Origin of the sequence: Mycobacterium pseudoshottsii JCM 15466 (assembly GCF_003584745.1) — a bacterium.
Taxonomy (GTDB): domain Bacteria; phylum Actinomycetota; class Actinomycetes; order Mycobacteriales; family Mycobacteriaceae; genus Mycobacterium; species Mycobacterium marinum.
On record NZ_AP018410.1, the window covers coordinates 3,002,785 to 3,028,935 of the forward strand.

Annotated in this window: 19 protein-coding genes, 4 pseudogenes and 2 riboswitches; of the genes and pseudogenes, 18 read left to right on the forward strand and 5 right to left on the reverse strand. The window is 65.1% G+C overall.

Going from position 1 to position 26,151, the window contains the following annotated elements; all coding sequences use genetic code 11:
• Positions 1-45: 45 nt before the first annotated feature.
• From MPSD_RS13550 to MPSD_RS13560, 3 genes and pseudogenes are all read left to right on the forward strand, one after another.
• On the forward strand, positions 46-1,452 hold the full coding sequence (locus MPSD_RS13550) for a PPE family protein (RefSeq protein WP_020787485.1): 1,407 nt from the start codon (positions 46-48) through the stop codon (positions 1,450-1,452).
• A 300-nt stretch (positions 1,453-1,752) separates the two neighbouring features.
• Positions 1,753-2,072, forward strand: a pseudogene (locus tag MPSD_RS13555) (DUF732 domain-containing protein).
• Between the two features lie 207 nt (positions 2,073-2,279).
• Positions 2,280-3,008 carry an MgtC/SapB family protein gene (locus MPSD_RS13560; protein ID WP_012394401.1) on the forward strand — a complete coding sequence of 243 codons (729 nt, stop codon included), beginning with the start codon at positions 2,280-2,282 and terminating at the stop codon, positions 3,006-3,008.
• A gap of 1 nt (position 3,009) precedes the next feature.
• On the opposite strand, the pseudogene MPSD_RS13565 reads toward MPSD_RS13560, so the two are convergent.
• Positions 3,010-4,209 (reverse strand): annotated as a pseudogene (locus MPSD_RS13565) (NAD(P)/FAD-dependent oxidoreductase).
• Positions 4,206-4,736, reverse strand: a complete 531-nt coding sequence (locus MPSD_RS13570) for an alpha/beta hydrolase (RefSeq protein ID WP_020787482.1) — start codon at positions 4,734-4,736, stop codon at positions 4,206-4,208. The pseudogene MPSD_RS13565 and the gene MPSD_RS13570 overlap by 4 nt, the downstream one beginning before the upstream one ends.
• 263 nt (positions 4,737-4,999) lie before the next feature.
• Between MPSD_RS13570 and MPSD_RS13575 the strand changes: the two are divergent.
• The 4 genes and pseudogenes from MPSD_RS13575 to MPSD_RS13590 all read left to right on the forward strand — a co-directional run bounded on the left by MPSD_RS13575 (position 5,000) and on the right by MPSD_RS13590 (position 8,970).
• Positions 5,000-5,957, forward strand: a pseudogene (locus tag MPSD_RS13575) (sterol desaturase family protein).
• A 120-nt stretch (positions 5,958-6,077) separates the two neighbouring features.
• Positions 6,078-6,746 (forward strand): Rv1815 family serine proteinase, encoded by a 669-nt coding sequence (locus tag MPSD_RS13580; protein ID WP_015355483.1) that lies wholly within the window; start codon positions 6,078-6,080, stop codon positions 6,744-6,746.
• 191 nt (positions 6,747-6,937) lie between these two features.
• A complete protein-coding gene (locus tag MPSD_RS13585; protein ID WP_036426610.1) occupies positions 6,938-7,438 on the forward strand; it encodes a VOC family protein in 501 nt (166 codons plus the stop codon).
• Positions 7,435-8,970 (forward strand): FAD-binding protein, encoded by a 1,536-nt coding sequence (locus MPSD_RS13590; protein ID WP_051153795.1) that lies wholly within the window; start codon positions 7,435-7,437, stop codon positions 8,968-8,970. The genes MPSD_RS13585 and MPSD_RS13590 overlap by 4 nt, the downstream gene beginning before the upstream one ends.
• Here the strand turns inward: MPSD_RS13590 and MPSD_RS13595 are convergent.
• From MPSD_RS13595 to MPSD_RS13605, 3 genes and pseudogenes are all read right to left on the reverse strand, one after another.
• Positions 8,963-11,271, reverse strand: a pseudogene (locus tag MPSD_RS13595) (PE family protein). The gene MPSD_RS13590 and the pseudogene MPSD_RS13595 overlap by 8 nt on opposite strands.
• A 566-nt stretch (positions 11,272-11,837) precedes the next feature.
• Positions 11,838-13,757, reverse strand: a complete 1,920-nt coding sequence (locus MPSD_RS13600) for a vitamin B12 ABC transporter pemease/ATP-binding protein BacA (protein WP_020787477.1) — start codon at positions 13,755-13,757, stop codon at positions 11,838-11,840.
• 88 nt (positions 13,758-13,845) lie between these two features.
• Positions 13,846-15,048, reverse strand: a complete 1,203-nt coding sequence (locus MPSD_RS13605; RefSeq protein ID WP_420811916.1) for an ISAs1-like element IS2404/ISMul1 family transposase — start codon at positions 15,046-15,048, stop codon at positions 13,846-13,848.
• A gap of 188 nt (positions 15,049-15,236) precedes the next feature.
• Between MPSD_RS13605 and MPSD_RS13615 the strand changes: the two genes are divergently transcribed.
• The 11 genes from MPSD_RS13615 (at position 15,237) to MPSD_RS13665 (ending at position 25,796) form a co-directional block, all read left to right on the forward strand.
• On the forward strand, positions 15,237-16,889 hold the full coding sequence (locus tag MPSD_RS13615; protein WP_086084994.1) for an acetolactate synthase: 1,653 nt from the start codon (positions 15,237-15,239) through the stop codon (positions 16,887-16,889).
• Positions 16,890-17,003: 114 nt separating this feature from the next.
• A complete protein-coding gene (gene secA2 / locus MPSD_RS13620; protein ID WP_086084993.1) occupies positions 17,004-19,340 on the forward strand; it encodes an accessory Sec system translocase SecA2 in 2,337 nt (778 codons plus the stop codon).
• A 121-nt stretch (positions 19,341-19,461) separates the two neighbouring features.
• A complete protein-coding gene (locus MPSD_RS13625) occupies positions 19,462-20,091 on the forward strand; it encodes a CDP-alcohol phosphatidyltransferase family protein (RefSeq protein ID WP_015355490.1) in 630 nt (209 codons plus the stop codon).
• Positions 20,084-21,004, forward strand: a complete 921-nt coding sequence (locus tag MPSD_RS13630; RefSeq protein WP_020787474.1) for a DUF881 domain-containing protein — start codon at positions 20,084-20,086, stop codon at positions 21,002-21,004. Before MPSD_RS13625 ends, MPSD_RS13630 begins: the two co-directional genes overlap by 8 nt.
• Before the next feature lie 61 nt (positions 21,005-21,065).
• Positions 21,066-21,398 carry a small basic family protein gene (locus MPSD_RS13635; protein ID WP_012394415.1) on the forward strand — a complete coding sequence of 111 codons (333 nt, stop codon included), beginning with the start codon at positions 21,066-21,068 and terminating at the stop codon, positions 21,396-21,398.
• Between the two features lie 24 nt (positions 21,399-21,422).
• Complete coding sequence (locus MPSD_RS13640; RefSeq protein WP_020725256.1) at positions 21,423-22,313, forward strand: DUF881 domain-containing protein; 891 nt, start codon at positions 21,423-21,425, stop codon at positions 22,311-22,313.
• 34 nt (positions 22,314-22,347) lie between these two features.
• The gene (gene gcvH / locus MPSD_RS13645) at positions 22,348-22,752 is read left to right on the forward strand and encodes a glycine cleavage system protein GcvH (RefSeq protein WP_086084992.1); all 405 of its coding nucleotides are present in this window, start codon (positions 22,348-22,350) and stop codon (positions 22,750-22,752) included.
• 266 nt (positions 22,753-23,018) lie between these two features.
• On the forward strand, positions 23,019-23,498 hold the full coding sequence (garA, locus tag MPSD_RS13650) for a glycogen accumulation regulator GarA (protein ID WP_223161427.1): 480 nt from the start codon (positions 23,019-23,021) through the stop codon (positions 23,496-23,498).
• Positions 23,495-24,250: a transcriptional regulator FtsR gene (gene ftsR / locus MPSD_RS13655; protein ID WP_012394419.1), complete on the forward strand. Its 756-nt coding sequence runs from the start codon at positions 23,495-23,497 to the stop codon at positions 24,248-24,250. The genes garA and ftsR overlap by 4 nt, the downstream gene beginning before the upstream one ends.
• A gap of 140 nt (positions 24,251-24,390) precedes the next feature.
• Positions 24,391-24,885 (forward strand): bifunctional nuclease family protein, encoded by a 495-nt coding sequence (locus tag MPSD_RS13660; RefSeq protein WP_012394420.1) that lies wholly within the window; start codon positions 24,391-24,393, stop codon positions 24,883-24,885.
• A 278-nt stretch (positions 24,886-25,163) separates the two neighbouring features.
• Positions 25,164-25,796, forward strand: coding sequence for a MerR family transcriptional regulator (locus MPSD_RS13665; RefSeq protein WP_020787471.1), 633 nt, complete (start codon positions 25,164-25,166; stop codon positions 25,794-25,796).
• Between the two features lie 72 nt (positions 25,797-25,868).
• A riboswitch (glycine riboswitch) is annotated at positions 25,869-25,966 on the forward strand.
• A riboswitch (glycine riboswitch) is annotated at positions 25,967-26,092 on the forward strand.
• Positions 26,093-26,151: the final 59 nt, after the last annotated feature.

Genomic DNA, 26,151 nt, shown 5'->3' on the forward strand with positions numbered 1-26,151 from the left:
CGGCCCGGGCGATCCAGGCACAGAAGTCCAGGTAAGGGGTACCGCATGTTCTATGCAGCGTTTCCGCCGGAGATCAACTCGGGCCGGATGTACACCGGTCCTGGATCGGGGCCGTTGCTGGCCGCCGCGGCAGCCTGGGACGCGGTTGCCGCGGAATTGCAGTCCACGGCCGCCGCGTTTTCCTCGGTGATCGCAAGCCTGACCAGCGGGCCATGGATAGGTCCGTCCTCGCTGGCGATGGCGGCCGCGGTCGCACCCTACGTGACGTGGATGGGCGCCACCGCCGCACAAGCCGCGCAGGCGGCGACACAGGTCACCGCCGCGGCGACCGCCTACGAGACCGCGTTTGCCGCACACGTGCCACCGGTCGAGATCGCGGCCAATCGCGCGCAATTGGCAATGCTGGTGGCCACCAACCTATTCGGCCAGAACACTGCGGCCATCGCCGCGGCCGAGTCGCAATACGCTGAAATGTGGGCACAAGACGCCACCGCGATGGACGGCTACGCCAGCTCGTCGGCGGCCGCCAGCGAAGTCACGCCATTTGCCGAACCACCGCAAGTCGTCAATGCTGCCGGGTTGGCCAGTCAAGCCGCAGTGGTGGGCCAAGCTGCCGCTGCCTCCCCGGCCGCCACCGTGCAGGACCTGCTGGCAACTGGCCCCATCTCCTGGTTACTGCAGTTGGGTGCCGACCTCAGCACCGGCTATACCGCAGCGGTCACCGCGCTGCTGAACGGCCTTTTCGGGCCATCCGGCGCGACGACCTATTTAACGCTGTACAACGCCATCAAGACTCCGCTGAACTTCACCACCGGGTTTAACGACATCGGCCTGCTGATCAACTTCCCCGCCTCGCAGTTCCTCAAGTTCGCCCCGCACCCCGGGCTCGGCCCGCTTCCCAAGGACGCGTTGGGAGGCGGCCTCGGGCTGGCTCCGCACTGGAACCAGGGCACGCTGTTCAGCGCGATACAGCCGGAGGCGATGACGCCGCACTGGGGGCGCGGCACCCTGGTCGGAAAATTGACGGTTCCACCGAGCTGGGCCGCGGCCACGCCGACCATCAGGACCGTAGCCGCCGCGCTGTCGGCCGCCGGACCCGAGGCCGTCCCGGCAGCGGCACTCGGCGAGGGAGGGCTGCTCAGCTCCATGGCAGTGGCGGGCATGCTCGGAAGTGCCTTTGGTGCCGGGGCCCCGGACGCGTACAAACGCGCCGGCGTCCGCAGTCGCCTCACTCCGCTCAAAGACCTCAAAGACGCCACTTCTCCGGAAAAGTTGAAACGTCTGGTCGCGCAAATATCGGAGAAGCCCGAAAGTGTCCAGCACCATACTGTCGATCAGGAAGGTCTTGACAGTCTCTTGGAGCAGCTGGCGAAGAAACCCGGTATCCATGCTGTGCACCTGTCCAAAGGCGACAAAGCCAAAGTCGTGCCCACCGATGCGCAGCCAGGCTAGTGGGGAAGTGCAGTTCGACGTTGGAGCTGCCCAATGATGGGCCCCGATGCCGGGATCTCGAAGCGTCTTACCCGCGCTGCGCTGCCACAATCGCGTCACTAGAGCGCCAAATAACCGGCGCGCCAAGAAGATTGGAACAGCATTCGGGGAATTTCGACTCGCAACGGTGGGCATCATCGATGCCAGTGCCGCATTCCGCTGCGGCAGTGGCTAGACCACACACATTTAACAGCTATGCCCCAGCTCGAGCTGGAATAATTGGCAATAGGCAACTGCTGTGGGATCGGAGAATGGCTAACAATGAAAACGCTATTTGCTCTCCTCGGGCTCTCTGTCATGATTTGGCTGGCCGCGCCCGCGCACGCACACCCTGCCGAAGGCGGGGGGACGACGTCGGCTTTCTTGCCGCACTGCAAAATGCCGGTATCACTTATTCCAACCCGGACCAAGCCATCGGATCGGCCAAGGCGGTGTGCTGGTGTCTGGACGGCGGCGAATCCGGCCTGGAACTGGTTCATGATATGAAGACCCACAATCCCGGATTCAATATGGAGGCGGCATCGCAGTTCGCTGTGCTGGCGGCGACCTACTACTGTCCGCATCACCTCAGCCACGCCTGATCTAGCAGGTCGCGGCTTTCGGCTCAACCATGCGGCCGAAAACGAAATTGCCCAAATCGCACCGAATGGATCGCCCCTGAGCCGCCGGTAGGTCGTCGCTGAGTACCACTACGATGCGGCCGGTTCGCCTTGACTCCACCTGTCGTTAACCCAGGCGTGCTTAGCTGCCGTCGCCATCGTGCCGGTCAGGAAGGGAGTGCGACGCCAGTGCAGAACCTGAGCGTTGCTGAGTTCACACTTCGACTGGCGGTCGGACTCGGCTGTGGCGCCCTCATCGGCATCGAGCGGCAATGGCGCGCGCGCATGGCCGGGTTGCGCACCAATGCCCTGGTGGCCACCGGAGCCACGCTATTCGTCTTGTACGCCGTCGCGACCGAGGACAGCAGCCCCACCAGGGTCGCGTCCTACGTCGTGTCCGGTATCGGGTTTCTCGGCGGTGGAGTAATCCTGCGGGAGGGATTCAACGTCCGCGGCCTCAACACCGCCGCCACCCTGTGGTGCTCGGCAGCGGTGGGCGTGCTGGCGGCCTCCGGACACTTGATCTTTGCGCTGATCGCTACCGGCACCATCGTCAGCGTTCACTTGCTGGGACGCCCACTGGGCCGACTGATCGACCACGACAACGGGGTCGAAGAGGATGAAGGCCTGCAGCCCTATCGCCTACAGGTTCTCTGCCGCCCCAAGACGGCGAAGTACGCGCGCGCCCAGATCGTCCAACACATCGCCAGAAACGACATCATTCTCCGTGGCATTCACACTGGCCAGGCCAACGACGACAACATCGCGTTGACCGCCCACATCCTTTTGGACGGTCACACGCCCGCCAAGCTAGAGCGGCTGGTGGCCGAGCTGTCCCTACAACCAGGCATCTACGCAGTGCATTGGTACGCAGGTGAGCAGTCCAATCCCGTGCTGCCCGGCACCGAGCCGGACTGACCTACGGCCGGTCCTGTAGGTCCGGAGCGGCGGCTGCCAACAGGTCCGCGCGATCTCGGGTCAGCGGCGGGTAGATCCGCTCAGTGTTGATGGTCTGCTTGGTGGCCTTGGCCTTCGCGCCACGCGACACCACCATCCGGTCCCACCCCTCGGTGTAGACCGCGCCGGCCGGTCCCAGATCGAGAACCGTTACATACCAGGGAATCGGCAGGGCCAGCAGTGGCTCGCCGAACAGGTCGCTGATCACGTTGTAGCCCGCATACCGTCCCATCGGCCGCCCGTGCTGACACGACATCACCGACACGTGGTCGTCGTCCATCTGGGCGGCGGCCACATCGCCCGCGGCGAATATCTCGGGAACCCCAACCACCCGCAGGTAGTCGTCCACCTCGACACGCCCCAGCCGATCACGGTGTACCGGCAGTTGTTCGGCCAGCGAATTTGCGCGCATGCCGGCGCATCACACCACGGTGGCCGCCTCGAGCAGCTCACCCGATGACAGCGCCACGCCAGCCTCGGTGACCGCGGTAACACCGACCGCGGTCCTGGTCTCAACACCGACCTCGGACAACGCTTCCTCGATCACCGGCCGCGCTGACGCACCCATATCCGAGCCGACCACGGGGTTGTGGTCCACCAGTACCACTCGGGGGACGACGGCACTGTGGGCGAACAACTTTGCGAGCCGAGCGGGCAGCTCGCAAGCGGTTTCGATCCCGGTCAACCCGGCTCCCACCACCACGACCGTGGCCGCGGCGGCCGCTGGCGGCCGATCGGCCAGTTGTTGCAGGTGACATTGCAGCCGGACGGCACCCTCATAGGTGTCCACATCGAATCCGAACTCCTGCAGGCCAGGAAGGTCGGGCTTGGCCACCTGACTACCCGAGGCGAGCACCAAGCGGTCGTATTCGTACGTCTGGCCGTCGGCGGTGCGCACTCGGCGTGCCGCGGCGTCGATCCCAACCACCACCGCGGGAATATGTGAGACCCCGGCTGGATCGAGGAGGTCGGCGAGCGGAATCCGACAGGTACCCAGATCGGTTTCGTAGTTGCGAACCCGGATATCGTGAAACGGTTTGGCGCTCAACACCGTAATGTCGACGGACCCGGGCGGTACGGCGAGCTCCTCGACTCGCCGCGCGGCGCCCAGGGCCGCCCACAGTCCCGCGAAACCAGAACCAATCACCAGTACCCGGCTCAACCGCTCAGCCCCTCGCTCATCCGGGCCAGCGCCGCGGCCGCATCGTGGCCCGGCATCAGCATCCACACGTGTAAACCTCTGTCGCGTTCATACCATCCGATGTCGAGCCCCTCGTCAGCGGCGCGCTCCCGCAACGCGCGCGCATCGGGATTGAGCACGTCATGAGTCCCAGTGAATATCGTCAGCCGGGGCAAGCCGATCAGCGGGCCGACGCTCGGGCTCGGCAGGGGAGTGCCCAGCGGATCTCCGCCCGCGTACCGCAGTCCCGCGTACCGCAGTCCCGCGTCGCGCAGCGCATGGCACAGCGCGAACGCCATCCCGCCCCTGGCCGGATCACTTCTGAACGCAACCGAATTCGGGTCACTGGTCTGCAAAATCCGGTGATAGAGCCGCAAGAGGAACGGGAACACCTTGCGGTAGGTGAGTTCGGGGGCGATGGGGTAGATCGGCACCGTCATGGTGCGGCGCAGGGTGTTGGCGAATCTTGCAATCGCGGGCCAGTGGAAATGAGGCAACAGATCCGGCACGTACCCGCCGCCGTGCAGACATAGCAGGTGAGGTTCGATCCCGCGTCCCCGGACAGTCGCGGGCTGACCTCATAGACCGTGGGTGGGCGGCCCAGCGGTCCAGCTCGGCAACCGGAAACAGTCGGCAGCGCCGACCGGAGGCGCGTAACAGAGCCGGTAGGGCATGCTGGGCTTGCGCGGCGGGCCGTCCATGGCGCTACCTCCACGATTGCCGGGCCTTTTGGCCCTGGGACGGCAAACCGGATATCAGTAGTCTGTCTAACGTGAGTGCTCTACCAGGCTTCCTCGCCGTCTTGCCCGGCGAAATGCGCGATCCGGTGTTGTTCGCCATCCCATTTTTTCTGTTCCTGTTGACGGTCGAATGGGCGGCCGCTCGCAAGCTGGAAAAACTCGAGGCAGGCGCCACCGAAACACCGCGGCCGGTATCGGGCTCCTACCACACCCGCGATTCCGTCGCGAGCATCTCGATGGGCCTGGTATCACTGGTCACCATCGCTTTCTGGAAGACGCTGGCCTTGCTGGGTTACGCGGCCATCTACACCTATGTCGCCCCGTGGCATCTTTCGCCGGGGCGCTGGTACACCTGGGTCATTGCGATCGTGGGCGTCGGCCTGCTGTATTACACCTATCACCGCATCGCTCACCGAGTCCGGTTGATCTGGGCCACTCACCAGGCACATCACTCCAGCGAATATTTCAACTTTGCCACCGCGTTGCGGCAGAAATGGAACAACAGCGGCGAGGTGCTCATGTGGGTTCCGTTGCCGCTGTTGGGGTTACCGCCCTGGATGGTGTTCTTCGGGTTTTCGGTGAGCTTGATCTACCAGTTCTGGGTGCACACCGAGCGAATCAACAAGCTGCCACGCTGGTTCGAGTTCATTTTCAACACTCCGTCGCATCACCGGGTGCACCATGGGATGGACCAGATGTACCTGGACAAGAACTACGGGGGCATCCTGATCATCTGGGACCGGCTGTTCCGCAGCTTCCAGGCGGAGACCGCTCGGCCGCACTACGGACTGACCAAACCGGTCGACACGTTCAACATCTGGAAGCTGCAGACGCGTGAATATGTGGCGATTGCTCGCGATTGGCGATCGGCGATCGGCGACAAGGCTGCGTGACCGGCTAGGCTACGCGTTTGGGCCGCCGGGGTGGCAACCGTCGACGACGGCAACACCTCGGGCCGAGGATGCAGCCACTGTGACCACGTCTGGCTAGCGTCCGACTTAGCCGATGTAACGGCCGGGGGGCCGTTTACGAAAAGTTATTCGTCAAGTCGAGATACGCCGTAACGTCTAACTGTGGTCGGCATTGCGCCGGCCCCGAAGGGTAGATTCCATGGTTCGCCGCCTGGCATTGCGTGCTTTCGCCGTATCAGCCACGACCGCGGCCCTCGCGTTCGCGTGGGCGCCGGCCGCACGTGCCGAACCGCCGCTGGTGTTCCCCGGCATGGAGATCCACCAGGACAACCACGTCTGCACCCTGGCCTGGGTCGATCCCGCGATGCACATGGCCTTTACCGCGGGGCACTGCCGAGGCGACGGACCAGTCACCGACCGGGGCAACGCCATCATCGGGCAGCTGCGGGCCTTCCGCGACAACACACCCAGCGGTACCACGGTGGCCACCGATCAGACGATCGAAGACTACGAAGCGATCATGCTGGTTGATGGGGTGCGGATCAGCAACATCATGCCGGGGGGACGCCCCTTGACCTCAAACCCGGGTCTCGCGCTGCAACCTGGCCAAGCGGTCTGCCATTTCGGCATCACCACCGGGGAAACGTGCGGGACCGTCGAGAGCGTCAACAATGGGTGGTTCACCATGACCGGTGGCGTCGAAAGTCAGCGGGGTGACTCCGGCGGACCCGTCTACCTTGCCGGCGCAGGGCCAGGGCAGCTGGTGGGGATCTTTAACAGCATCTGGGGCGATTTTCCCGCCGCGGTCTCCTGGCAGCGCACCTCTGACGAGATGCGCCAGGATCTCGGAGTGCCGTTTGCCGGCTAAAACGCCCGCGGTCGCGATTCGGCCGGAATCCCGGAGTCGCTGACACCGCTGCGTCCGACCGACCACCTACCCGCGCCGCTCGCCGAATTAGAACGTGTTCACCTGGGCCCGGCGTTACCGCCACTAGTGACGATGGCAAAGTTCCTCTGCGCTCTTTCTGGGCTCAGCGGGCTGAGCTATCCTGCGAGACGATGAACCTTTCTGTCCGGTCGCCGACACAGATTGCGTGGGTCACCCCGGATCTGGATGCTACAGAAGCAGCGCTCACAGGCTTATTGGGCGCTCGCAAGTGGGTGCGGATACCCGATGTGCACTTTGCTCCGGACAGCTGCAGCTATCGCGGCAAGCCCGCCGACTTTGTCGCGAGTATCTCCCTGAGCTATCTCGGCGACATGCAGCTGGAGCTGATCTCTCCGGTCCGCGGAGAGAATATCTATAGTGACTTTCTGCGCGATTGCGGGCCGGGCCTGCATCACATCTGTCTGGAGGTCGAGGGCCCCGAGCAGCTTGAGATCGCACTGGCCGAGGCCGCTGACCACGGCGCCAGCGTGGTCCAGCGCGGCTCGATGCCGGGGGGAATTCAGTTCGCCTACGTCGCGGCACCACAGGCGGGGGTGCCGTTTGTGGAAATTGCGTACTTCTCGCCGGAAATCAAGGCGTTTTATGACTACATCAAACGGGAGCAGTGTTGAACACCGAGATACCAGCGACGGTTAGCTCAGACACGGTGACCTCATGGACGGATGACGTCGATGTGGTGGTAATCGGCTTCGGTATCGCCGGGGGATGCGCAGCAGTCGCGGCGGCCGCCGCCGGCGCCCGGGTGCTGGTGCTCGAACGTGCCGCCGCGGCGGGCGGAACCACATCGCTGGCCGGAGGGCATTTCTATCTGGGCGGCGGAACGGCGGTCCAGCAGGCGACCGGTCACTCGGACACACCCGATGAGATGTACAAGTACTTGGCTGCGGTGTCGCGCCAGCCCGATCACGCCAAGATTCGCGCTTACTGCGACGGTAGCGTCGAGCACTTCAACTGGCTCGAAGACCTCGGCTTTCAGTTCGAGCGTAGTTACTTTCCCGGGAAGGCGGTGATCCAGCCCAACACCGAGGGATTGATGTTCACCGGCAATGAGAAGGTTTGGCCCTTCTTCGAAAAGGCGGTGCCGGCGCCACGCGGCCACAAGGTGCCGGTTCCGGGTGACACCGGCGGCGCGTCGATGGTGATCGACCTGCTGCTCAAACGAGCCGCGAGCCTGGGGGTGCAGATCCGCTACGAGACGGGCGCCACCGAACTCATCGTGGCCGGCTCGGGAACGGCGGCCCGGGTAGCCGGAGTGATGTGGAAGCGGTTCACCGAAACCGGCGCGATCAAGGCGAAGTCGGTGATTATTGCTGCCGGGGGATTTGTGATGAACCCCGAGATGGTCGCCAAGTACACCCCGAAACTGGCCGAGAAGCCGTTCGTGCTCGGCAACACCTACGACGACGGGCTGGGCATTCGGATGGGGGTGTCGGCCGGCGGCGCCACCGAACACATGGATCAGATCTTCGTTACCGCTCCGCCGTACCCGCCATCGATCCTGCTGACCGGCGTCATCGTCAACAAGCTCGGACGGCGTTTCGTCGCCGAGGACTCATATCATTCCCGCACGGCGGGGTTCATCATGGATCAACCCGTCAGCGCGGCCTATCTGATCGTCGACGAGGCACACCTGCAGCATCCCAAGATGCCGCTGGTTCTGTTGATCGACGGGTGGGAGAGCGTCGCCGAAATGGAAGCCGCACTTGGCATTCCGGACTGCAATTTGGTTGCGGCGCTGGATCGCTACAACACCTATGCCGCGCGCGGCGAGGATCCCGACTTTCACAAACAGCCGGAATTCCTTGCCCCCCAGGACAAGGGGCCATGGGGAGCATTCGACATGTCGCTGGGCAAGGCGATGTATGCCGGCTTCACCCTCGGTGGACTGGCCACATCGGTCGACGGCGAGGTGCTGCGAAGCGACGGGTCGGTGGTGGCGGGCCTATATGCGGCCGGCGCGTGCGCCTCCAACATCGCCCAGGATGGCAAGGGCTACGCGAGCGGTACGCAGCTGGGGGAGGGATCATTCTTCGGGCGCCGTGCCGGAGCCCATGCCGCGGCGCACGCGGGCGCCCGCGTGGCCCCCCTAAGTCATCACGGCACATCGTGTCGATCGCCGCGGCCGTCCGGCACCGCTAGCTAGCCGCCGCCGGGAAATCCCCGCCGAGCAACACGATGTGCGTCATCGGAGGGGCGGCTTCGCCGTTGATGCCGTCTTCGCCGAGCAGCAATCCACGGCTGCCCCCGTCGCCGCCGATACCCGCGAGCACTCCGGAAGCGCCGTTGCCGCCGTTGCCGCCGGTGCCGATCAACACGGCGTCGCCGCCCTGGCCGCCGTCTCCGCCGCTGCCGCCGGCCGCAAGAAGGTCGCCTTGCCCGCCGGCGCCGCCCGCGCCGCCATCACCGACTATTTGTCCGCCGGAGCCACCGGTTCCGCCGGCGCCACCATCGCCGTTGGAACCGCCGCCGGCGCCACCGGACCCGCACGACCCGAGCCACCCGGCATTCCCACCGGTGCCGCCGGTTCCGCCGCCGGTGCCGCCGAACCCGCCGAACCCGCCGAACCCGCCGACCCCGGCGTCGGAGAACAGCAAACCGGCATTGCCGCCGCGTCCGCCGGCACCACCAATACCCGTGCTGGTGCCGACTCCGCCCACCCCGCCGAACCCGCCGGTCCCGCCGCTGCCGTACAAGAACCCGCCGTTGCCGCCGGCACCGCCCGCGCCTCCGTCGGCGTTGAATCCCAGTTTCGCAATCCCGTCGCCGCCGCTGCCGCCCGATCCGCCCGGGCCGCCCAGCAGGCCGGCATTCCCGCCGGCCCCGCCGACTCCGCCGGCACCATCAATGCCGCCGGTGAATCCACCGGCCCCGCCGTCACCGCCAGCCCCGCCCACACCGCCGCCGGCGCCGGCCCCGGCCCCACCGGCTCCACCAGCCCCGCCGTCGCCAAGCAGGAATCCACCGGCCCCGCCGAATCCGGGGTTGCTGATCCCCGTATTCGCGCCGGCACCGCCCGCACCGCCGGCACCCACCAGCCCGGCCGCACCGCCGGCACCGCCGGCGGCTCCCGGGGTCGCAGCGGCAGACCCCCCAGCTCCGCCGTCGCCGAGCAGCCAACCGCCCGGCGCGCCAGCCGCCCCGCTACCCGCGGAACCGGGCAGGCCGTTGCCGATCAGCGGGCGCCCGGTCAGCTCCTGCACGGGTGCGTTGATTGCAGCCAGCGCCTGCTGTTGCAGGCCGTGCACGGGGGAACTACCCGCCGGGGCGTTGAATCCGTCTGCGCCCAGCAGTAGCCCGCTGATTCCGCCGCCGCCATCACCACCCGGCGTTTCTCCTACTCCGCCGACTCCGCCGTTGCCGCCATTGCCGATCAGGACGCCATTGCCCCGAGGCCACCGGCGCCACCATCATTGCCGCCCTGCCCGCCGGCGCCGCCTGCTCCGCCGTTACCCAATAGCTGTCCACCGCCGCCGCCCCGGCCGCCGGCGCCTCCATCGCTGATCGTGCCGAAGCCGCCGGCCCCGCCGCCGCCCAGCCAGCCCGCGTCCCCGCCGGCGCCGCCCGCTCCGCCGTCGATCGAGCCGGCACCACCGACCCCGCCGGACCCGCCGCTGGAGAACATGAGTTCCGCGTTGCCCCCGGCCCCTCCGGCGCCCCCGGTGCCGTCAAAGGCGTGACCGCCTGCCCCACCGGCGCCCCCGGTGCCGAAAAGCAGGCCTGCGTCCCCGCCGGCGCCGCGGTCACCACCCGAGTGACCGCCGGTTGCGCCCATGCCGCCGGCACCACCCGCGCCGCCAAACAGGCCGGCCCTTCCGCCGTTGCCACCATCTCCGCCGGCCGCGCCGAGCCCGCCGCTGCCACCATCACCACCGCCGGCACCGACCAGACCCGCCAATAGCCCACCGGCCCCGCCGGTGCCGCCGTTCCCGCCGTTTGCGGTATTGCGTAACGGCGAGTTTCCGCCGGCTCCGCCAGCGCCCCCAGCGCCAATCAGCCCGCCCGCACCACCGTTGCCGAGTAACCAGCCGCCGGCCGCCCCGTTTGCGCCGGTCCCGGGCACACCGTTGGCGCCGTTGCCAACCAACGGCCGCCCGGTCAAGTCCTGCACTGGTGTGTTGATGGCGTTGAGCGCAGTTTGCAGCGGGTCTTGCAGGAACGATGCGTTGGCCGCTTCGGCGCCGGAATAGGCTTGCGCACCGGCGGCGAAGACCCGCTCGAACTGGGCGTGAAACTCCGCGACTCGAGCGCTGATCTGTTGATACGCCTGACCGTGGCCGGAAAACAACGCCGCGATCGCCGCCGAAACCTCATCCTCAGCGGCAGCCACGATCCCCGTCGTCGACCCGGCCGCGGCCGTATTCGCGGCATCGATCACCGACCCGACACCAGCCAGATCGGCCGCAGCCTCCGCCACCATGTCCGGCACCGCCAGCACAAACGCCATCACGTTCTCCTCCCAGAACCAAATACCAATGAATCTCGGCGGATCGGCCAGAAAAACCTGCCGCTAACGAGGTTGGGTCGGGACATTACGCGACGGCATGCCAAAAATGTCCTAATTGGAAACCATTTTAATTCCGGGTTCGATGAATTGTTGAGACACGAATAACTTTCAGCGATATAGCGCAATAGGCGGATCGATCGAGGCAAGTTGATGCCCGAATATTCATCACACTCGGAATATCGCCCGGGTCAGTGTCGGTGCGCCATGCGCCCGGCCGCGGGTGGTCCAGTCAGGCTGCGGGAGAGTGGGTTCCAGTAGTATCGCGGCGGCCTGCCATGGTGGGCGATGACGAGAAGATAAACAATTCCTGACCGGTTGAATTAGCACCCCGAAGATGCCGATTGATTCACCGGATGGTGAGCCGTAGATTTATTGCCGGATGGTATCCGCAATTGACGCCGAGGTCGGTGGCGGGCCATGAATTCGCCATGTAATAGCTCTGATGAATGGGACCGCTCGTCGGCTCTGGCGAAAAGGCTGCCGCTTCCGCCGGGAGCGGGGCGTCGTTAGGCCGGTGCCGGCTCCTGGTTCACCGGACCCAGCCGCCAAGGGCCGCCGCCGAGCAGTTCGAGCCGCTGGTTATGCAGTCGCTCCAGCGCGGGTCGATGGCTGACGCTGACCACAATGCAGTCCGGTAGCTCGTTGCGCAGTAACTCGTAGAGCGCGAACTCGAGACCGGTGTCCAGCGCCGACGTGCTTTCGTCAAGGAAGACGGCTTTGGGTTTGGTCAGCAGAATCCGGGCAAACGCCGCCCGCTGTTGCTCACCGGGAGAGAGGACTTTCGCCCAGTCGCGTTCTTCGTCGAGGCGGTCGCACAGCGGAGCCAGGGCGACCTTGGTCAGCGTGTCGCGCACCGCCTCGTCCGGGATGTCGTAAGGGGAATTCGGGTAGCACACCACGACTCGCAGCGAGCCCAACGGCACATAGGGCAGCTGCGACAAGAACATCGTGTCGTTGGCACCGTCTGGGCGGCTCAGAGTTCCCGAGGCGAACGGCCACAGCTCGGCCAGGCTGCGCAGCAACGTCGTTTTGCCAGAGCCCGACCGGCCGGTGATCACCAGTGAGTCGCCGCGGTCGAGCCGGACATCCAACGGGTCGATCAATCGATCTCCAGCGGGGGTGCGAACCTCAACATCGGTGAGTTCGACGGACTCGTCGCTGCTTGGCTTGGTCAATACCGCAGGCAGTGCGCGCCCCTTCTCGTTGGCATCGACCAAGCCGTGCAGACGGATGATCGCCGCCCGGAAAGAGGCAAATGCGTCATAGTTGTTACGGAAGAACGACAGCGAGTCGTGAATGTTGCCGAAGGCCGTGGCCGTCTGGCCGACGTCGCCGAAGTCGATCTGCCCCGCAAACAATCGCGGCGCCTGGATCACCCAGGGCAACGGCACGATGGTCTGGCTCACGGACAAGTTCCAGCCGTTGAACGCGATGCTGCGGCGGACATATCGGCGATAGTTGCGGATGACCGGTAGAAAGCGGCGCTCCAACTGTGCGCCTTCCACCCGCTCGCCGCGGTAGAAGCCCACGGCCTCGGCCGCATCCCGCAATCGCACCAGCGCGTAACGGAAAGCGGCATTGAGCTTTTCGTTACGGAAGCTGAGCCAGATCAGCGGCCGCCCGATGACGAACGAGATGATCGTTGCCACCAAGACGTAAATCAGCACGGTCCAGAACATCGCCCGCGGGAATGACAAGCCGAAAATATTCAGCGTGCCGGACAGGTTCCACAGAATCGCGGTAAAGGAAATCACCGAGATGATCGACTGCACGGCCCCGAACAGCAGCGTGCTGGCGGTCCCATTGGACGGCTGATTAGGTGTTCCCCCGGCGCCCGCGGTGAAGACGTCAATGTCTTGCTGAATACGCTGGTCGGGGTTGTCGATCGTTTCGTCGATGAACAGATCCCGGTAGTAAGCCCGACCTTTGAGCCAGTCCTTGGTGAGATGGTCGGTGAGCCACACCCGCCACGCGATGATGAAGCGCTGGGTCAGGTATATGTCGGCCATGACGCGGGCCACGTGTATTACTGCCATGACGCTAAAGACCCCGATGGACATCCAGAATCCTCGCACGCCTGAGCGTTTCACCGCTTCGTCACTGGCGGCGGTGCCCTGGAAGGCCTTCTGCAATGCGGTGTACATGTCATTGCCCTGGTAGCTGAACAGCACATTCAGTCGCACCGCCAGCACTACCGAAAACAACAGCACACCGAGCATCAACCACACGCGAATGCTTTTGGGGCCGATGAAGTACTCGGAGGTGATTCGCCAGAACTGCCGGCCCCACGGCGTGAAGAACTTGAAGAGGGCCAACGCGGCGATCACGCAGACGGCGCTGATCGCCCACGCTTTAGCCACCCAAAACACCGAATCTACGAATGCACTGGACCAGTCGATGGAGGGCGTAAACGGCTTCGGGCCCAAGATCGGTACTCCTCACGGTCGAGGTGTTGAGGTGATTGCTCAATACAAATCCTTCGGCGAAGGTACCCCAGGGCTCCGGCGTTGTTGATTAGCGGGCTTGTGAGCTGGGGAATTGTGGATTGAGGAGGTCTAGGCGGCGGTTGGCGGTCAAAGCGGTGATCCGGCAGGCTTCGGCGATGTTGTCGGCGCCGTTGAGGCGGTGCAGATTGATCGCGGTGTTGCGTAGCGCTGCTAGGACCTGTGCGCCGTTTCCGGTATGTGCCCTTTGACGGTCTTCGTCGAAGGTGACGTCGCGTATCCAGTGCAGGCTGTTCTCGATTCCCCAGTGTTGACGCATCCAGGCCATGATCGCGGTAGGGCGGGCGTGCTCGAACGGCAGGCTGCAGATGGCATAGACCACCTCCACGCTGCGCTGGTCGGTGGCGGTGATCAAGCGTTCACGAGTGATCCGGATGATTTGTTTTGCGTAGGGGAAGCCGATTCCTCGTGCAGCGGTGATGATTTGCAGGGTGCGGGTCTCGACACGGCCGTGGCCGCGGGAGTCGTCGGTAGCGGCTGCGGGCACCTCGGCCCAGGGCAGCGCGGTGATACGCGCAAGTATTTTGGCTTGGTTGGACTTGACGATCATCAGGTAGTGCGACTTCAAGGTGGCGCAGATCAACTTCGCGGTGACGACCTGGGTATGCATCGCATCCACGGTGACCAGCCACCGCAAGCTACCCGGCAGCAGCGTGAGCAGGGCACGTACGCAGGGAATTTCATTGCTTTTCTCGGCGACAGCGAGTTGACCGAGCACCAATCGGGCACGGTGGGCGAACACCGACACGAGATGCGTGGCTGTCGCTTTGGCGCGTAAAGCACCACGCAGCATCTTGCCGTCCAACGCGATCGGCACCAATCCACTGGGGTCGCTGCTGGCCACGTGTGCAGTGAAGTAACTGCCCATCCTGGCGTTGAGGTCGGCGGGGTCTAGCCGAGACAAAACAGCGCGGAAGGTCTTCTCACTGGGCCGCCGGAACCGGACCCCTAATTGGGCCAACACATCATCGGGAGCGGTGGCCGCCCATGTGGCAAAACCAGCATAGCCGCGCATCCCCGCGGCAGTGGCCAGAACCGCGATCGCCAACAAAGCCATCAGCGAATACCTCCGACCGCGTGGGCCCCTCGGGTCTGGCACCGAGGCCAACACATCGAGAAACTCCGATCCGATGAGCTCGCTGCGCTCACCAGGACTCCAGCGGTCGAACACCTCTGGAACCGACGACACACGCAATACTGAAACGGTAGGCACGGGCAACTCCAGACCAACGACGAACAGTAACCAACTCGATCGTTCTCCAGATAGCCCGTGCCTACACTCCGGCCCCAATAGCGCGGCACCAAAGATCATCAACCCAGCTCACAAGCCTGCTAATCAACAACGCCGGAGCCCTGGAAGGTACCCGAAGGAGGTGGCTAGGCTTCCCAAATATGACGGACATGAGCACCGACGCCGCCCCAGTCCAAACCGTTCATGCCGGCCGGCTTGTCGCCCGTAGGCTGCGCGCCAGCGGTGTCGACACCGTGTTCACCCTATCGGGCGGCCATCTGTTTTCGCTCTATGACGGCTGCCGCGACGAGGGCGTCCGGTTGGTCGATACCCGCCACGAACAGACCGCGGCGTTCGCCGCCGAAGGCTGGTCGAAGGTCACCAGGGTGCCGGGCGTGGCGGCGCTGACGGCCGGCCCCGGGGTCACCAATGGCATGAGCGCAATGGCCGCCGCCCAACAGAACCAGTCGCCACTGGTGGTCCTGGGGGGCCGGGCACCGGCAGGGCGATGGGGGATGGGCTCGCTGCAGGAAATCGACCACGTGCCGTTTGTGGCGCCGTTGACCCGCTTTGCCGCCACCGCCCAGTCCGCCGAGGATGCCGGTCTCCTGGTCGACCAAGCGCTGCGGGCCGCGGTGGGCTCCCACTCCGGGGTCGCCTTCGTCGATTTCCCGATGGACCACGTGTTTTCCATGGCACAAGATGACGGTCGGCCGGGCGTTCTGACCGAGCAACCGGCAGCCGCACAACACCCGGCCCCGAACGGCCGGGAAATCGATCGGGCCGCCGAGTTGCTCTCGCGGGCCCAGCGCCCGGTCATCATGGCCGGAACGAATGTCTGGTGGGGCCACGAGGAGCGCGCGCTGCTGCGCCTTGCCGAAGAACGGCAGATTCCGGTGCTGATGAACGGGATGGCGCGTGGCGTCGTGCCCGCCGACCATCCACTTGCCTTTTCGCGGGCCCGATCAAAGGCGCTGGGCGAGGCCGACGTCGCGCTGATTGTCGGCGTGCCGATGGACTTTCGTCTGGGCTTCGGCGGAGTCTTCGGGCCGCAGACCCAGCTCATCGTGGTGGACCGCGCCGAGCCCGAACGCCAGCATCCACGACCCATTGCCGCCGGCCTCTACGGGGACTTGAGTCAGATCCTGGCGGCGCTGACCGGACCTGATGCTGGTGACCATCAGAGCTGGATCCGCGAACTGCGCGACACCGAGACCGAGGCACGCGAACGGGAGAAGACCGAACTCGCTGAAGATCGGATCCCGCTGCACCCCATGCGGGTGTACGCGGAATTGGCGCCGCTGCTGGATCGCGATGCGATCGTGGTCATCGACGCGGGCGATTTCGGGTCCTATGCCGGGCGTGTCATCGACAGCTACCAGCCGGGCTGCTGGCTCGACAGCGGCCCGTTCGGCTGCCTGGGATCGGGGCCCGGCTACGCCCTGGCCGCCAAGCTGGCCCGGCCGGAGCGTCAGGTGGTGCTGCTGCAAGGCGACGGCGCATTCGGGTTCAGCGGAATGGAATGGGACACGTTGGTCCGCCACAACGTGCCGGTCGTGTCGGTGGTCGGCAACAACGGCATCTGGGGTCCGGAGAAGCACCCGATGGAAGCGCTCTATGGCTATTCGGTGGTGGCCGAGCTGCGCCCGGGAACCCGCTACGACGAAGTGGTACGCGCCCTGGGCGGCCACGGAGAGCTGGTGGCCGCGCCCGCTGAACTTCGTCCCGCGCTGGAACGCGCCTTCGCCAGCGGGCTTCCGGCCGTCGTCAACGTTCTCACCGACCCGAGCGTCGCCTACCCGCGCCGATCAAACCTGGCCTAGGCGGCTCGCCGCGCGTCGCGGGCAGCGAGCGTGCGCAGTTGTACAGCGGCGCCCGGCGTGTCGCGCACAAACACGCACGCTCGCCGCGGTTTGGGCGTCGCGTACCGTTGGGCTGTGTCCAAGACCACGCGCGCCCAGTCGGGCCGCCTGAGCAGCCGATTCTGGCGGTTGCTCGGCGCCACAACGGAAAAGAATCAAAACCGGTCGCTCGCCCAGGTGACCGCTTCAGCTGAGTTCGACAAAGAAGCCGCCGACCTCAACGACGAAAAGCTGCGCAAGGCGGCCGGGCTGCTCAATCTGGAAGACCTCGCCGACTCCGCCGACATTCCCCAGTTCCTCGCGATCGCGCGGGAAGCGGGCGAGCGGGCGACCGGGCTGCGACCGTTCGACGTGCAGTTGCTTGGCGCCCTGCGCATGCTCGCCGGCGACGTGATTGAGATGGCTACCGGTGAGGGCAAGACTTTGGCCGGCGCGATCGCGGCCGCTGGCTACGCGTTGGGCGGTCGCCATGTCCACGTCGTGACCATCAACGACTACCTGGCCCGCCGCGACGCGGAGTGGATGGCGCCACTGCTGGAAGCGATGGACCTGACGGTCGGCTGGATCACCGCCGAATCAACCGGAGCAGACCGCAGAGCCGCATACGAATGCGACGTGACATATGCCTCGGTCAACGAGATCGGCTTCGATGTGTTGCGCGACCAGTTGGTGACCGATGTCGCCGACCTGGTCTCACCCAATCCGGATGTTGCGCTCATTGACGAGGCCGACTCGGTGCTGGTCGACGAGGCACTGGTCCCGCTGGTGCTGGCCGGGACGACTCACCGCGAGACACCGCGGCTGGAGATCATCAAGCTGGTGGGCCAACTCGTCAAAGACAAGGACGCCGACGAGTACTTCGCCACCGACGCCGACAGCCGCAACGTCCACCTGACCGAGGCCGGAGCGCGCAAGGTCGAAAAGGCGCTGGGCGGCATCGATCTGTACTCCGAAGAGCATGTCGGGACCACGCTGACCGAAGTCAATGTGGCCCTGCACGCCCATGTGCTGCTGCAGCGCGACGTGCACTACATCGTGCGAGACGACGCGGTTCACCTGATCAACGCGTCGCGCGGTCGCATCGCACAACTGCAGCGCTGGCCCGACGGGCTGCAGGCGGCGGTGGAGGCGAAGGAAGGTATCGAAACCACCGAGACCGGAGAGGTGCTCGGCACCATCACGGTGCAGGCACTGATCAATCGGTACGTGACCGTGTGCGGCATGACCGGAACCGCGTTGGCGGCCGGTGAGCAGCTGCGCCAGTTCTACAAGTTGGGCGTGTCGCCGATACCGCCGAACACCCCCAACATTCGTGAGGACGAATCCGACCGGGTGTACATCACCGCTGCGGCCAAGAACGACGCGATCGTTGAACACATCGCCGAGGTACATGACACGGGACAGCCGGTCCTGGTCGGCACCCGCGACGTTGCCGAGTCCGAAGATCTGCACGAGCGGCTGTTGCGCCGCGACATTCCCGCGGTGGTGCTCAACGCCAAAAACGATGCCGAAGAGGCTGCGGTCATCGCCGAGGCCGGCACTCTGAGCAGGGTCACCGTCTCGACCCAGATGGCCGGGCGTGGCACCGATATCCGGTTGGGCGGATCCGATGAAGCCGACCACGACCAGGTCGCCGAACTGGGCGGGCTGCGCGTGGTGGGCACCGGCCGCCACCACACCCAACGGCTGGACAACCAGCTGCGCGGCCGCGCCGGGCGCCAGGGCGATCCCGGATCATCGGTGTTCTTCTCGAGCTGGGAAGACGACGTTGTCGCGGCCAACCTGGACGGCAACAAGCTTCCGATGGAAACCGACGAAGACGGCCAGATCGTCAGCGCCAAAGCGGCCGGGCTGCTCGACCACGCCCAGCGAGTTGCCGAGGGCCGCATGCTCGACGTGCACGCAAACACCTGGCGCTACAACCAACTGATCGCCCAGCAGCGCGCCATCATCGTCGACCGGCGCAACACGTTGCTGCGCACCGCAACCGCACGCGAGGAACTCGCGGACTTGGCGCCCAAGCGGTACAAGGAGCTATCCGAGACAGTGTCCGAGGACCGCCTCGAGAAGATCTGTCGGATGATCATGCTCTATCACCTCGACCGGGGCTGGGCAGATAACCTGGCATACCTGGCCGACATCCGGGAAAGCATTCACCTGCGGGCGCTCGGTCGGCAGAATCCGCTTGACGAGTTTCACCGGATGGCGGTGGACGCGTTTGCCTCGCTGGCCGCGGACGCGATCGAGGCGGCACAGCAGACCTTCGAAACCGCCAACGTTCTCGAAGACGAGCCCGGGCTGGATCTGTCCAAATTGGCCAGGCCCACGTCGACATGGACCTACATGGTCAACGACAACCCACTGTCCGACGACACTCTCTCTACGCTGAGCCTGCCCGGCGTTTTCCGGTGAGCCGGGGCGGCAACCGTGCAGCCGGATTCATGTTCGTGCCCTACCGTGGGGCCAGGTTCCCGTTCGGGCGTTCGACGCCCGTGATGCGGGCTCCCTCGTCACCCAGCTAAGGTCACCGCTCATGAAGCCAGTGCTCGCACAGAATCGGGTGCTGACGGTACCGAACTTGCTGAGCGCCATCCGCCTGGCCCTGATCCCAGTGTTCGTCTACGTAATGCTGATCGCGCCCGCCCATGGCTGGGCGGTGGCGATTCTGATGTTCAGCGGGGCCTCGGATTGGGCCGACGGCAAGATCGCCCGGCTCCTCAACCAGTCGTCCCGGCTGGGCGTGCTGCTGGACCCCGCCGTTGATCGGCTCTACATGATCACGGTGCCCATCGTGCTGGGGCTGAGCGGGATCGTGCCGTGGTGGTTCATCGCGGCACTGCTGGCCCGCGACGCGGCGCTGGCCCTGACTCTGCCGGCGCTGTGGGGCCGGGGGGTGTCGGCGCTGCCGGTCACCTACGTCGGCAAGGCCGCCACGTTTGCTTTGATGGCCGGGTTTCCGGTGCTGTTGCTGGGCCAGTGGGATGCGTTGTGGAGCCGAGCGCTCAAGGCATGCGGCTGGGCGTTTCTGATCTGGGGTCTGTATGCATACCTCTGGGCATTTGTGCTCTACATCGTGCAGATGACGATGGTGGTGCGCCGGATTCCCAAGATCAAGCACCGGACTTTCCAGCCGGTCGGCCGAAATGCGGGCGGGGATGGCTGAGGCGGGCCGGCTGCTCGGTGGCTATGACCCCAACGCCGGCTACAGTGCCCACGCCGCGCGGCCTAAACGGAACCCGGTGCCGTCGCTGCTTCGTGCCCTGCTTTCCGACCACCTCGATCCCGGTTACGCCGCGGCAGCCGCCAAACGCGAGAGTTCCGGCGCCCAGCGAACTGTTCGAGCCCGCGCTTTCGGCTGGCTGTGGCAGGCCCTGGCGGCCACGTTGGTCGCCGCGGTTTTCGCTGCCGCGGTCGCGCAAGCGCGCCTGGTTGCCCCCGGCGTGCACGCGGCACAGCAGCTGCTGGTGACCAGTGTGCGTTCCACTCAGGCCGCTGCCGCCGAACTGGCCCAGCGGCGCAGCGCACTCTCGGCGAAGGTCGACGACGTGCAGCGGCTGGCGTTGGCCGACGACGTCGAAGGACAACGGCTGCTGACCCAGCTCGACGCCCTCAATCTGGCGGCTGCCAGCACACCGGTCATCGGCCCTGGCTTGACGGTGACGGTGACCGACCCCGGTGTCGGGCCCAATCTTTCCGACGCATCCAAGCAGCGCGTCAGCGGCAGCCAGCAAATCATCTTGGACCGCGATCTGCAGCTCGTGCTCAACTCGCTGTGGGCAAGTGGGGTCGAGGCTGTCTCGGTCGACGGTGTCCGGATCGGACCGAATGTCACCATCCGTCAGGCCGGTGGAGCGATTCTGGTCGACAACAATCCCACCAGTAGCCCGTACACCATCCTCGCTGTCGGACCGCCTCACGCGATGCGAGACGCCTTCGACCGAAGTCCCGGCATGCGCCGTCTTAAGCTGCTGGAGATCTCCTACGGTGTCGGCGTTAGCGTCAACGTCGGCGACGGTCTGGCACTGCCCGCCGGATCCATTCGAGATGTCAAGTTCGTCAAGCAGATTGGGCCCTAGTGAGAGAAGCTCTGGTATTAGTGGTGTGCGGGGGAGAGAAGCCGACGGGAAATCAGCCAGCATGATCGGAATTGCGGCACTTGCCGTGGGCATCGTGCTGGGCCTGGTTTTCCACCCCAGCGTGCCCGAGGCCATCCAGCCGTATCTGCCGATCGCGGTGGTGGCCGCGCTCGACGCGGTGTTCGGCGGACTTCGCGCCTATCTCGAGCGAATCTTCGACCCAAAGGTCTTCGTGGTGTCGTTCGTGTTCAACGTCTTGGTAGCCGCCCTGATCGTCTATGTGGGCGACCAATTGGGCGTTGGGACGCAGTTGTCCACCGCGATCATCGTCGTGCTGGGAATTCGCATCTTCGGCAACGCGGCGGCGCTGCGGCGCCGGCTGTTCGGAGCATGACGGAGATACGGAGATGAGGTCACTGTGAGTCAGGATCGTTGCGCCGCCGGCGGCGACGAAAGCCGTGACGAAAACCGTGGCACGGCAACCCAACACGGTCACTCCAAGACGACCCCGAAAAGTCACGCAACCGCCAAGCACGGTCGTCACGAGATGCCTGCCGACCGTTCCCGGCCCGACCGTGGACCGCGCGAGACTCAAGACTCCACCGGCGCGCGCCGCGGCCGTTCCCGGTTGTTGTTTGGGGCGCTGGCGATCCTGTTGTGCCTGGTTTTGGGGGTGGCCATCGTGACCCAGGTGCGCCAGACGGAGTCCGGCGACTCGCTGGAAACGGCCCGGCCCGCGGACCTGTTGGTGTTGCTGGACTCGCTGCGGCAACGCGAGGGAACGCTCAATGCCGAAGTGACCGACCTGCAGAACACTCTCAACGCGCTGGAGGCTTCCGGCAACAACGACCAGACCGCGATCGAGAGCGCTCAGGCCAGGCTGGCCGCGTTGTCCATCCTGGTCGGTGCGGTGGGCGCCACCGGGCCCGGGGTCACGGTGCGAATCGACGATCCGGGGCCGGGGGTGGCGCCGGAAGCGATGCTCGATGTGATCAACGAATTGCGTGCCGCCGGAGCCGAGGCGATCCAAGTCAGTGACGCTCAGCAGTCGGTTCGGGTCGGTGTGGATACCTGGGTCGTTGGTGCTCCCGGTGCGTTGACAATCGACAACAAGAACCTCTCACCGCCGTATTCGATTCTGGCGATTGGTGATCCACCTACACTGGCCGCGGCGATGAACATTCCGGGTGGCGCAGAGGACAGCATCAAACGTGTCGGCGGGCGGATGTCGGTACAGCAGTCCGACCGCGTAGACGTGACCGCCTTGCGGCAACCAAAACCTCACCAATACGCTCAGCCCGTCAAATGAACTAACACCGAAAACCGACCAGAACAGGATTACCGTGAGCGATATCCCCGCCGACCTGCACTACACCGCCGAGCACGAGTGGATTCGCCGGACCGCGGAGGACACCGTGCGGGTCGGGATCACCGACTTCGCGCAGTCTGCGCTCGGTGATGTGGTCTTCGTGCAGCTGCCCGACGTGGGTGCCGAAGTGACCGCCGGGGAGACCTTCGGCGAGGTCGAATCGACCAAGTCGATGTCTAATCTGTTTGCCCCGATCTCGGGCAAGGCGGCCGCGGTGAACGCTGATCTGGAAGCGACGCCACAGCTGGTGAACACCGATCCGTATGGCGCCGGCTGGTTGCTGGACGTCCAGGTCGAGGGTTCCGACGTCGCCGCGCTGGAATCGGCGTTGGCGGCTTTGCTTGACGTCCAGACCTACCGCGACACGGTGACCGAATGATCGGTTGCTAAGGTCCCTGCCAGCGTTGGGGGTGCGTTGGACCCGTGACTGACCTATGAGGAACCAGCCTTTCGGGCATACGATCCGCAGTGGCGGGCACGTCGCCGCCGCGGGGCGGACCCTCGCGCGGTACGGTCGATAGATCAGCGTTGGAAGCGTTTGAAGGCAGTAAAAGGTAGTTCAAGCGGTATATCCGAGGGAGAAGCCGGTGGACCGGCTCGGCGGTCAAGGCGATAGCGGCCAGTGAGGAGCAGCGGGTGACGGACATGGACGCAGCAAGAGATAGGGACCAGACTTCTGACGAAGTTACCGTGGAGACGACATCGGTCTTCCGCGCTGACTTCCTCAACGAACTGGACGCCCCCACCCAGTCGGGCACCGAAAGCTCAGTTTCAGGGGTAGAGGGACTGCCGTCCGGCTCGGCGTTGCTGGTCGTGAAGCGGGGGCCCAACGCCGGGTCGCGCTTCCTGCTCGATCAACCCATCACCTCGGCTGGTCGGCATCCCGACAGCGACATCTTCCTCGATGACGTAACGGTGAGCCGTCGTCACGCCGAATTCCGCTTGGAAGGCAACGAGTTCAGCGTCGTGGACGTCGGGAGCCTCAACGGCACCTACGTCAACCGGGAGCCGGTTGATTCGGCCGTGTTGGCAAACGACGACGAGGTTCAAATCGGCAAGTTCCGCCTGGTCTTCCTGACCGGCCCCAAGCAAGGTGACGACGACGGGGGCACCGGAGGCCAGTGAGCGCGCCCGATAGCCCCGCGCTCGCCGGGATGTCCATCGGGGCGGTGTTGGAACTGCTCCGACCGGACTTCCCAGATGTCACCATCTCCAAGATCCGTTTCCTGGAGGCCGAAGGGCTGGTGACGCCGCAGCGCGCGGCATCGGGGTATCGGAGGTTCACCGCGTACGACTGTGCGCGGCTGCGCTTCATACTCACCGCTCAGCGTGATCATTACCTACCGCTCAAAGTAATCAGGTCGGAGCTGGACGCCCAGCCCGACGGCCAGTTGCCGGCGATTGGATCCCCTTACGGGGTACCGAAATTGGTGTCGGTGGCGGGTAACAGTGCCGGCACCGCCGGACCTGATGGGGGATCTGACACCGGGGCGGTCGCGCCGGCGCGAGTTCGGCTCAGTCGCGAAGACCTGATCGAGCGCTCGGGCGTCGACGACGAACTGCTCAGTGCGGTGTTGAAGGCTGGCGTGATCACAACCGGGCCGGGTGGGTTTTTCGACGAACACGCCGTGGTAATCCTGCAGTGCGCCCGCGCGCTGTCGGAATACGGCGTGGAGCCACGGCACCTGCGCGCTTTCCGCTCGGCGGCCGACCGGCAGTCGGACCTGATCGCACAGATCGCCGGGCCGTTGGTCAAGGCCGACAAGGCCGGCGCGCGCGACCGTGCCGACGACTTGGCGCGTGAGGTGGCCGCACTGGCGATCACCTTGCACACCTCGTTAATCAAATCCGCTGTACGCGACGTTCTGCACCGCTGAGGATTAGACTTTCCTCGACAGCTCGGTGTTCGGCGACAAAGGCCCGACAATGGCAGACAGTGGCAATGGGATGGGTGTTCACCGCGTCGTCACGCTGAGCAATGGTCGGTCACGGCGGGATGTGTGGAGGGCAGACACAGATGGGTGAAGTTCGTGTTGTCGGCATTCGCGTCGAGCAACCGCAGAACCAGCCGGTGCTGTTGCTGCGCGAAGCCGACGGTGACCGGTACCTACCGATTTGGATCGGCCAGTCCGAGGCCGCTGCCATCGCGCTTGAGCAACAAGGCGTGGAGCCGCCCCGGCCGTTGACGCACGACTTGATCAGGGATCTCATTGCCGCGCTCGGGCATTCCCTCAAGGAAGTGCGCATCGTCGATCTGCAAGAGGGCACGTTCTATGCGGATTTGATCTTCGACCGCAACATCACGGTCTCGGCTCGCCCCTCCGACTCGGTGGCGATTGCGCTGCGCGTCGGTGTTCCGATTTATGTCGAGGAGGCGGTGCTGGCCCAGGCCGGCCTGTTGATACCCGACGAGGGTGACGAGGAGGCCGGAAGCGCCGTTCGAGAGGACGAGGTCGAGAAATTCAAAGAGTTTCTCGACAGCGTTTCGCCCGACGACTTCAAGGCCACCTGACCCAACAAAGGTGCAGGAAAAAAGCAATCGTGAGGGAGGATCAACAACGTCACGGATCCGTCTCATCTCGCAACATGCCATCTCGACACGCCTAGGGGATGGCGCTCACGGGCCCGCTCAGCGTCCATACTTTGAAGGCGACTTGATGATGCAACCCGCGGACCGCAACGGTCCAACAGCGTATGCTCTTCAGCACTCGGCCCTGAGCAAACGCGGTTGCCGAGGCAGCCAGTGACGCAGCTAGTGACACAACAGCGCGATCGGCGAGAGGAAACACCGTGAGCGACCAGCCACGTCAAGAACAGCTGGATCTTGCAGCCAACCCAACCGCTGGGACCAACGGTTCTTACGATGGCTCTGCAGCAGGCGAACCCGTGCAGCAGGGACTGTTCCCCGACGATTCGGTACCCGACGAGCTGGTCGGCTACCGCGGACCAAGCGCTTGTCAGATTGCGGGTATCACCTACCGCCAACTCGACTACTGGGCACGCACCTCGTTGGTTGTGCCCTCGATCCGCGGCGCGGCAGGATCGGGCAGTCAGCGCCTGTACTCCTTCAAAGACATTCTGGTGCTCAAGATCGTCAAGCGATTGCTCGACACCGGCATCTCGCTGCACAACATCCGGGTTGCGGTCGATCACCTGCGTCAGCGCGGGGTCCAGGATCTGGCCAACATCACCCTGTTCTCCGACGGGACAACCGTCTATGATTGCACGTCGGCCGAGGAGGTCGTAGACCTGCTGCAAGGCGGCCAGGGTGTGTTCGGCATCGCGGTTTCGGGCGCGATGCGGGAGCTGACCGGAGTCATCGCCGACTTCCACGGCGAGCGGGCCGACGGCGGAGAATCCATTGCCGCCCCTGAAGACGAGTTGGCGTCGCGCCGCAAGCATCGAGACCGCAAGATCGGCTGACCGCCTTCGGCACCACGCATCGGCGTGCAGCGCGCCGTCGCTGCGGCTGTCCGAGTAAACTGGGCGACGCATCGTTCTCGTGCGGGAGAGTTCTGTGGCCGCCAGCTACGGACGCCGAAGGAGCAACACCTCTCCGTCAATCTCTCAGGCCCCCGGACCGCGCTGGATGACGATGCCTCTGGAAAGCGGTGGTGACCCGTAGCGGTCCTCGCCCGCCGATGGGGAAAGACGCCCGCTTGGGCTGGGCGCTGAATCTCTCAGGCGCCTGGTGCACGGGTGAAGACAGAGGGAGAGGGCCCGCTAGTCCTCTGCCCGCACGTGGCCTTGGGTAAGGCCCGTCCGCTGCCCAGTCAGG

Excerpts from the sequence above, each read along its gene's own strand:
- MPSD_RS13630 (WP_020787474.1), top strand. The coding sequence starts at position 20,084 with ATGGCTGAGGCGGGCCGGCTGCTCGGTGGCTATGACCCCAACGCCGGC.
- MPSD_RS13615 (WP_086084994.1), top strand. The coding sequence starts at position 15,237 with ATGAGCACCGACGCCGCCCCAGTCCAAACCGTTCATGCCGGCCGGCTT.
- MPSD_RS13660 (WP_012394420.1), top strand. The coding sequence starts at position 24,391 with ATGGGTGAAGTTCGTGTTGTCGGCATTCGCGTCGAGCAACCGCAGAAC.
- MPSD_RS13580 (WP_015355483.1), top strand. The coding sequence starts at position 6,078 with ATGGTTCGCCGCCTGGCATTGCGTGCTTTCGCCGTATCAGCCACGACC.
- MPSD_RS13635 (WP_012394415.1), top strand. The coding sequence starts at position 21,066 with ATGATCGGAATTGCGGCACTTGCCGTGGGCATCGTGCTGGGCCTGGTT.
- MPSD_RS13625 (WP_015355490.1), top strand. The coding sequence starts at position 19,462 with ATGAAGCCAGTGCTCGCACAGAATCGGGTGCTGACGGTACCGAACTTG.
- garA (WP_223161427.1), top strand. The coding sequence starts at position 23,019 with ATGGACGCAGCAAGAGATAGGGACCAGACTTCTGACGAAGTTACCGTG.
- MPSD_RS13550 (WP_020787485.1), top strand. The coding sequence starts at position 46 with ATGTTCTATGCAGCGTTTCCGCCGGAGATCAACTCGGGCCGGATGTAC.
- MPSD_RS13585 (WP_036426610.1), top strand. The coding sequence starts at position 6,938 with ATGAACCTTTCTGTCCGGTCGCCGACACAGATTGCGTGGGTCACCCCG.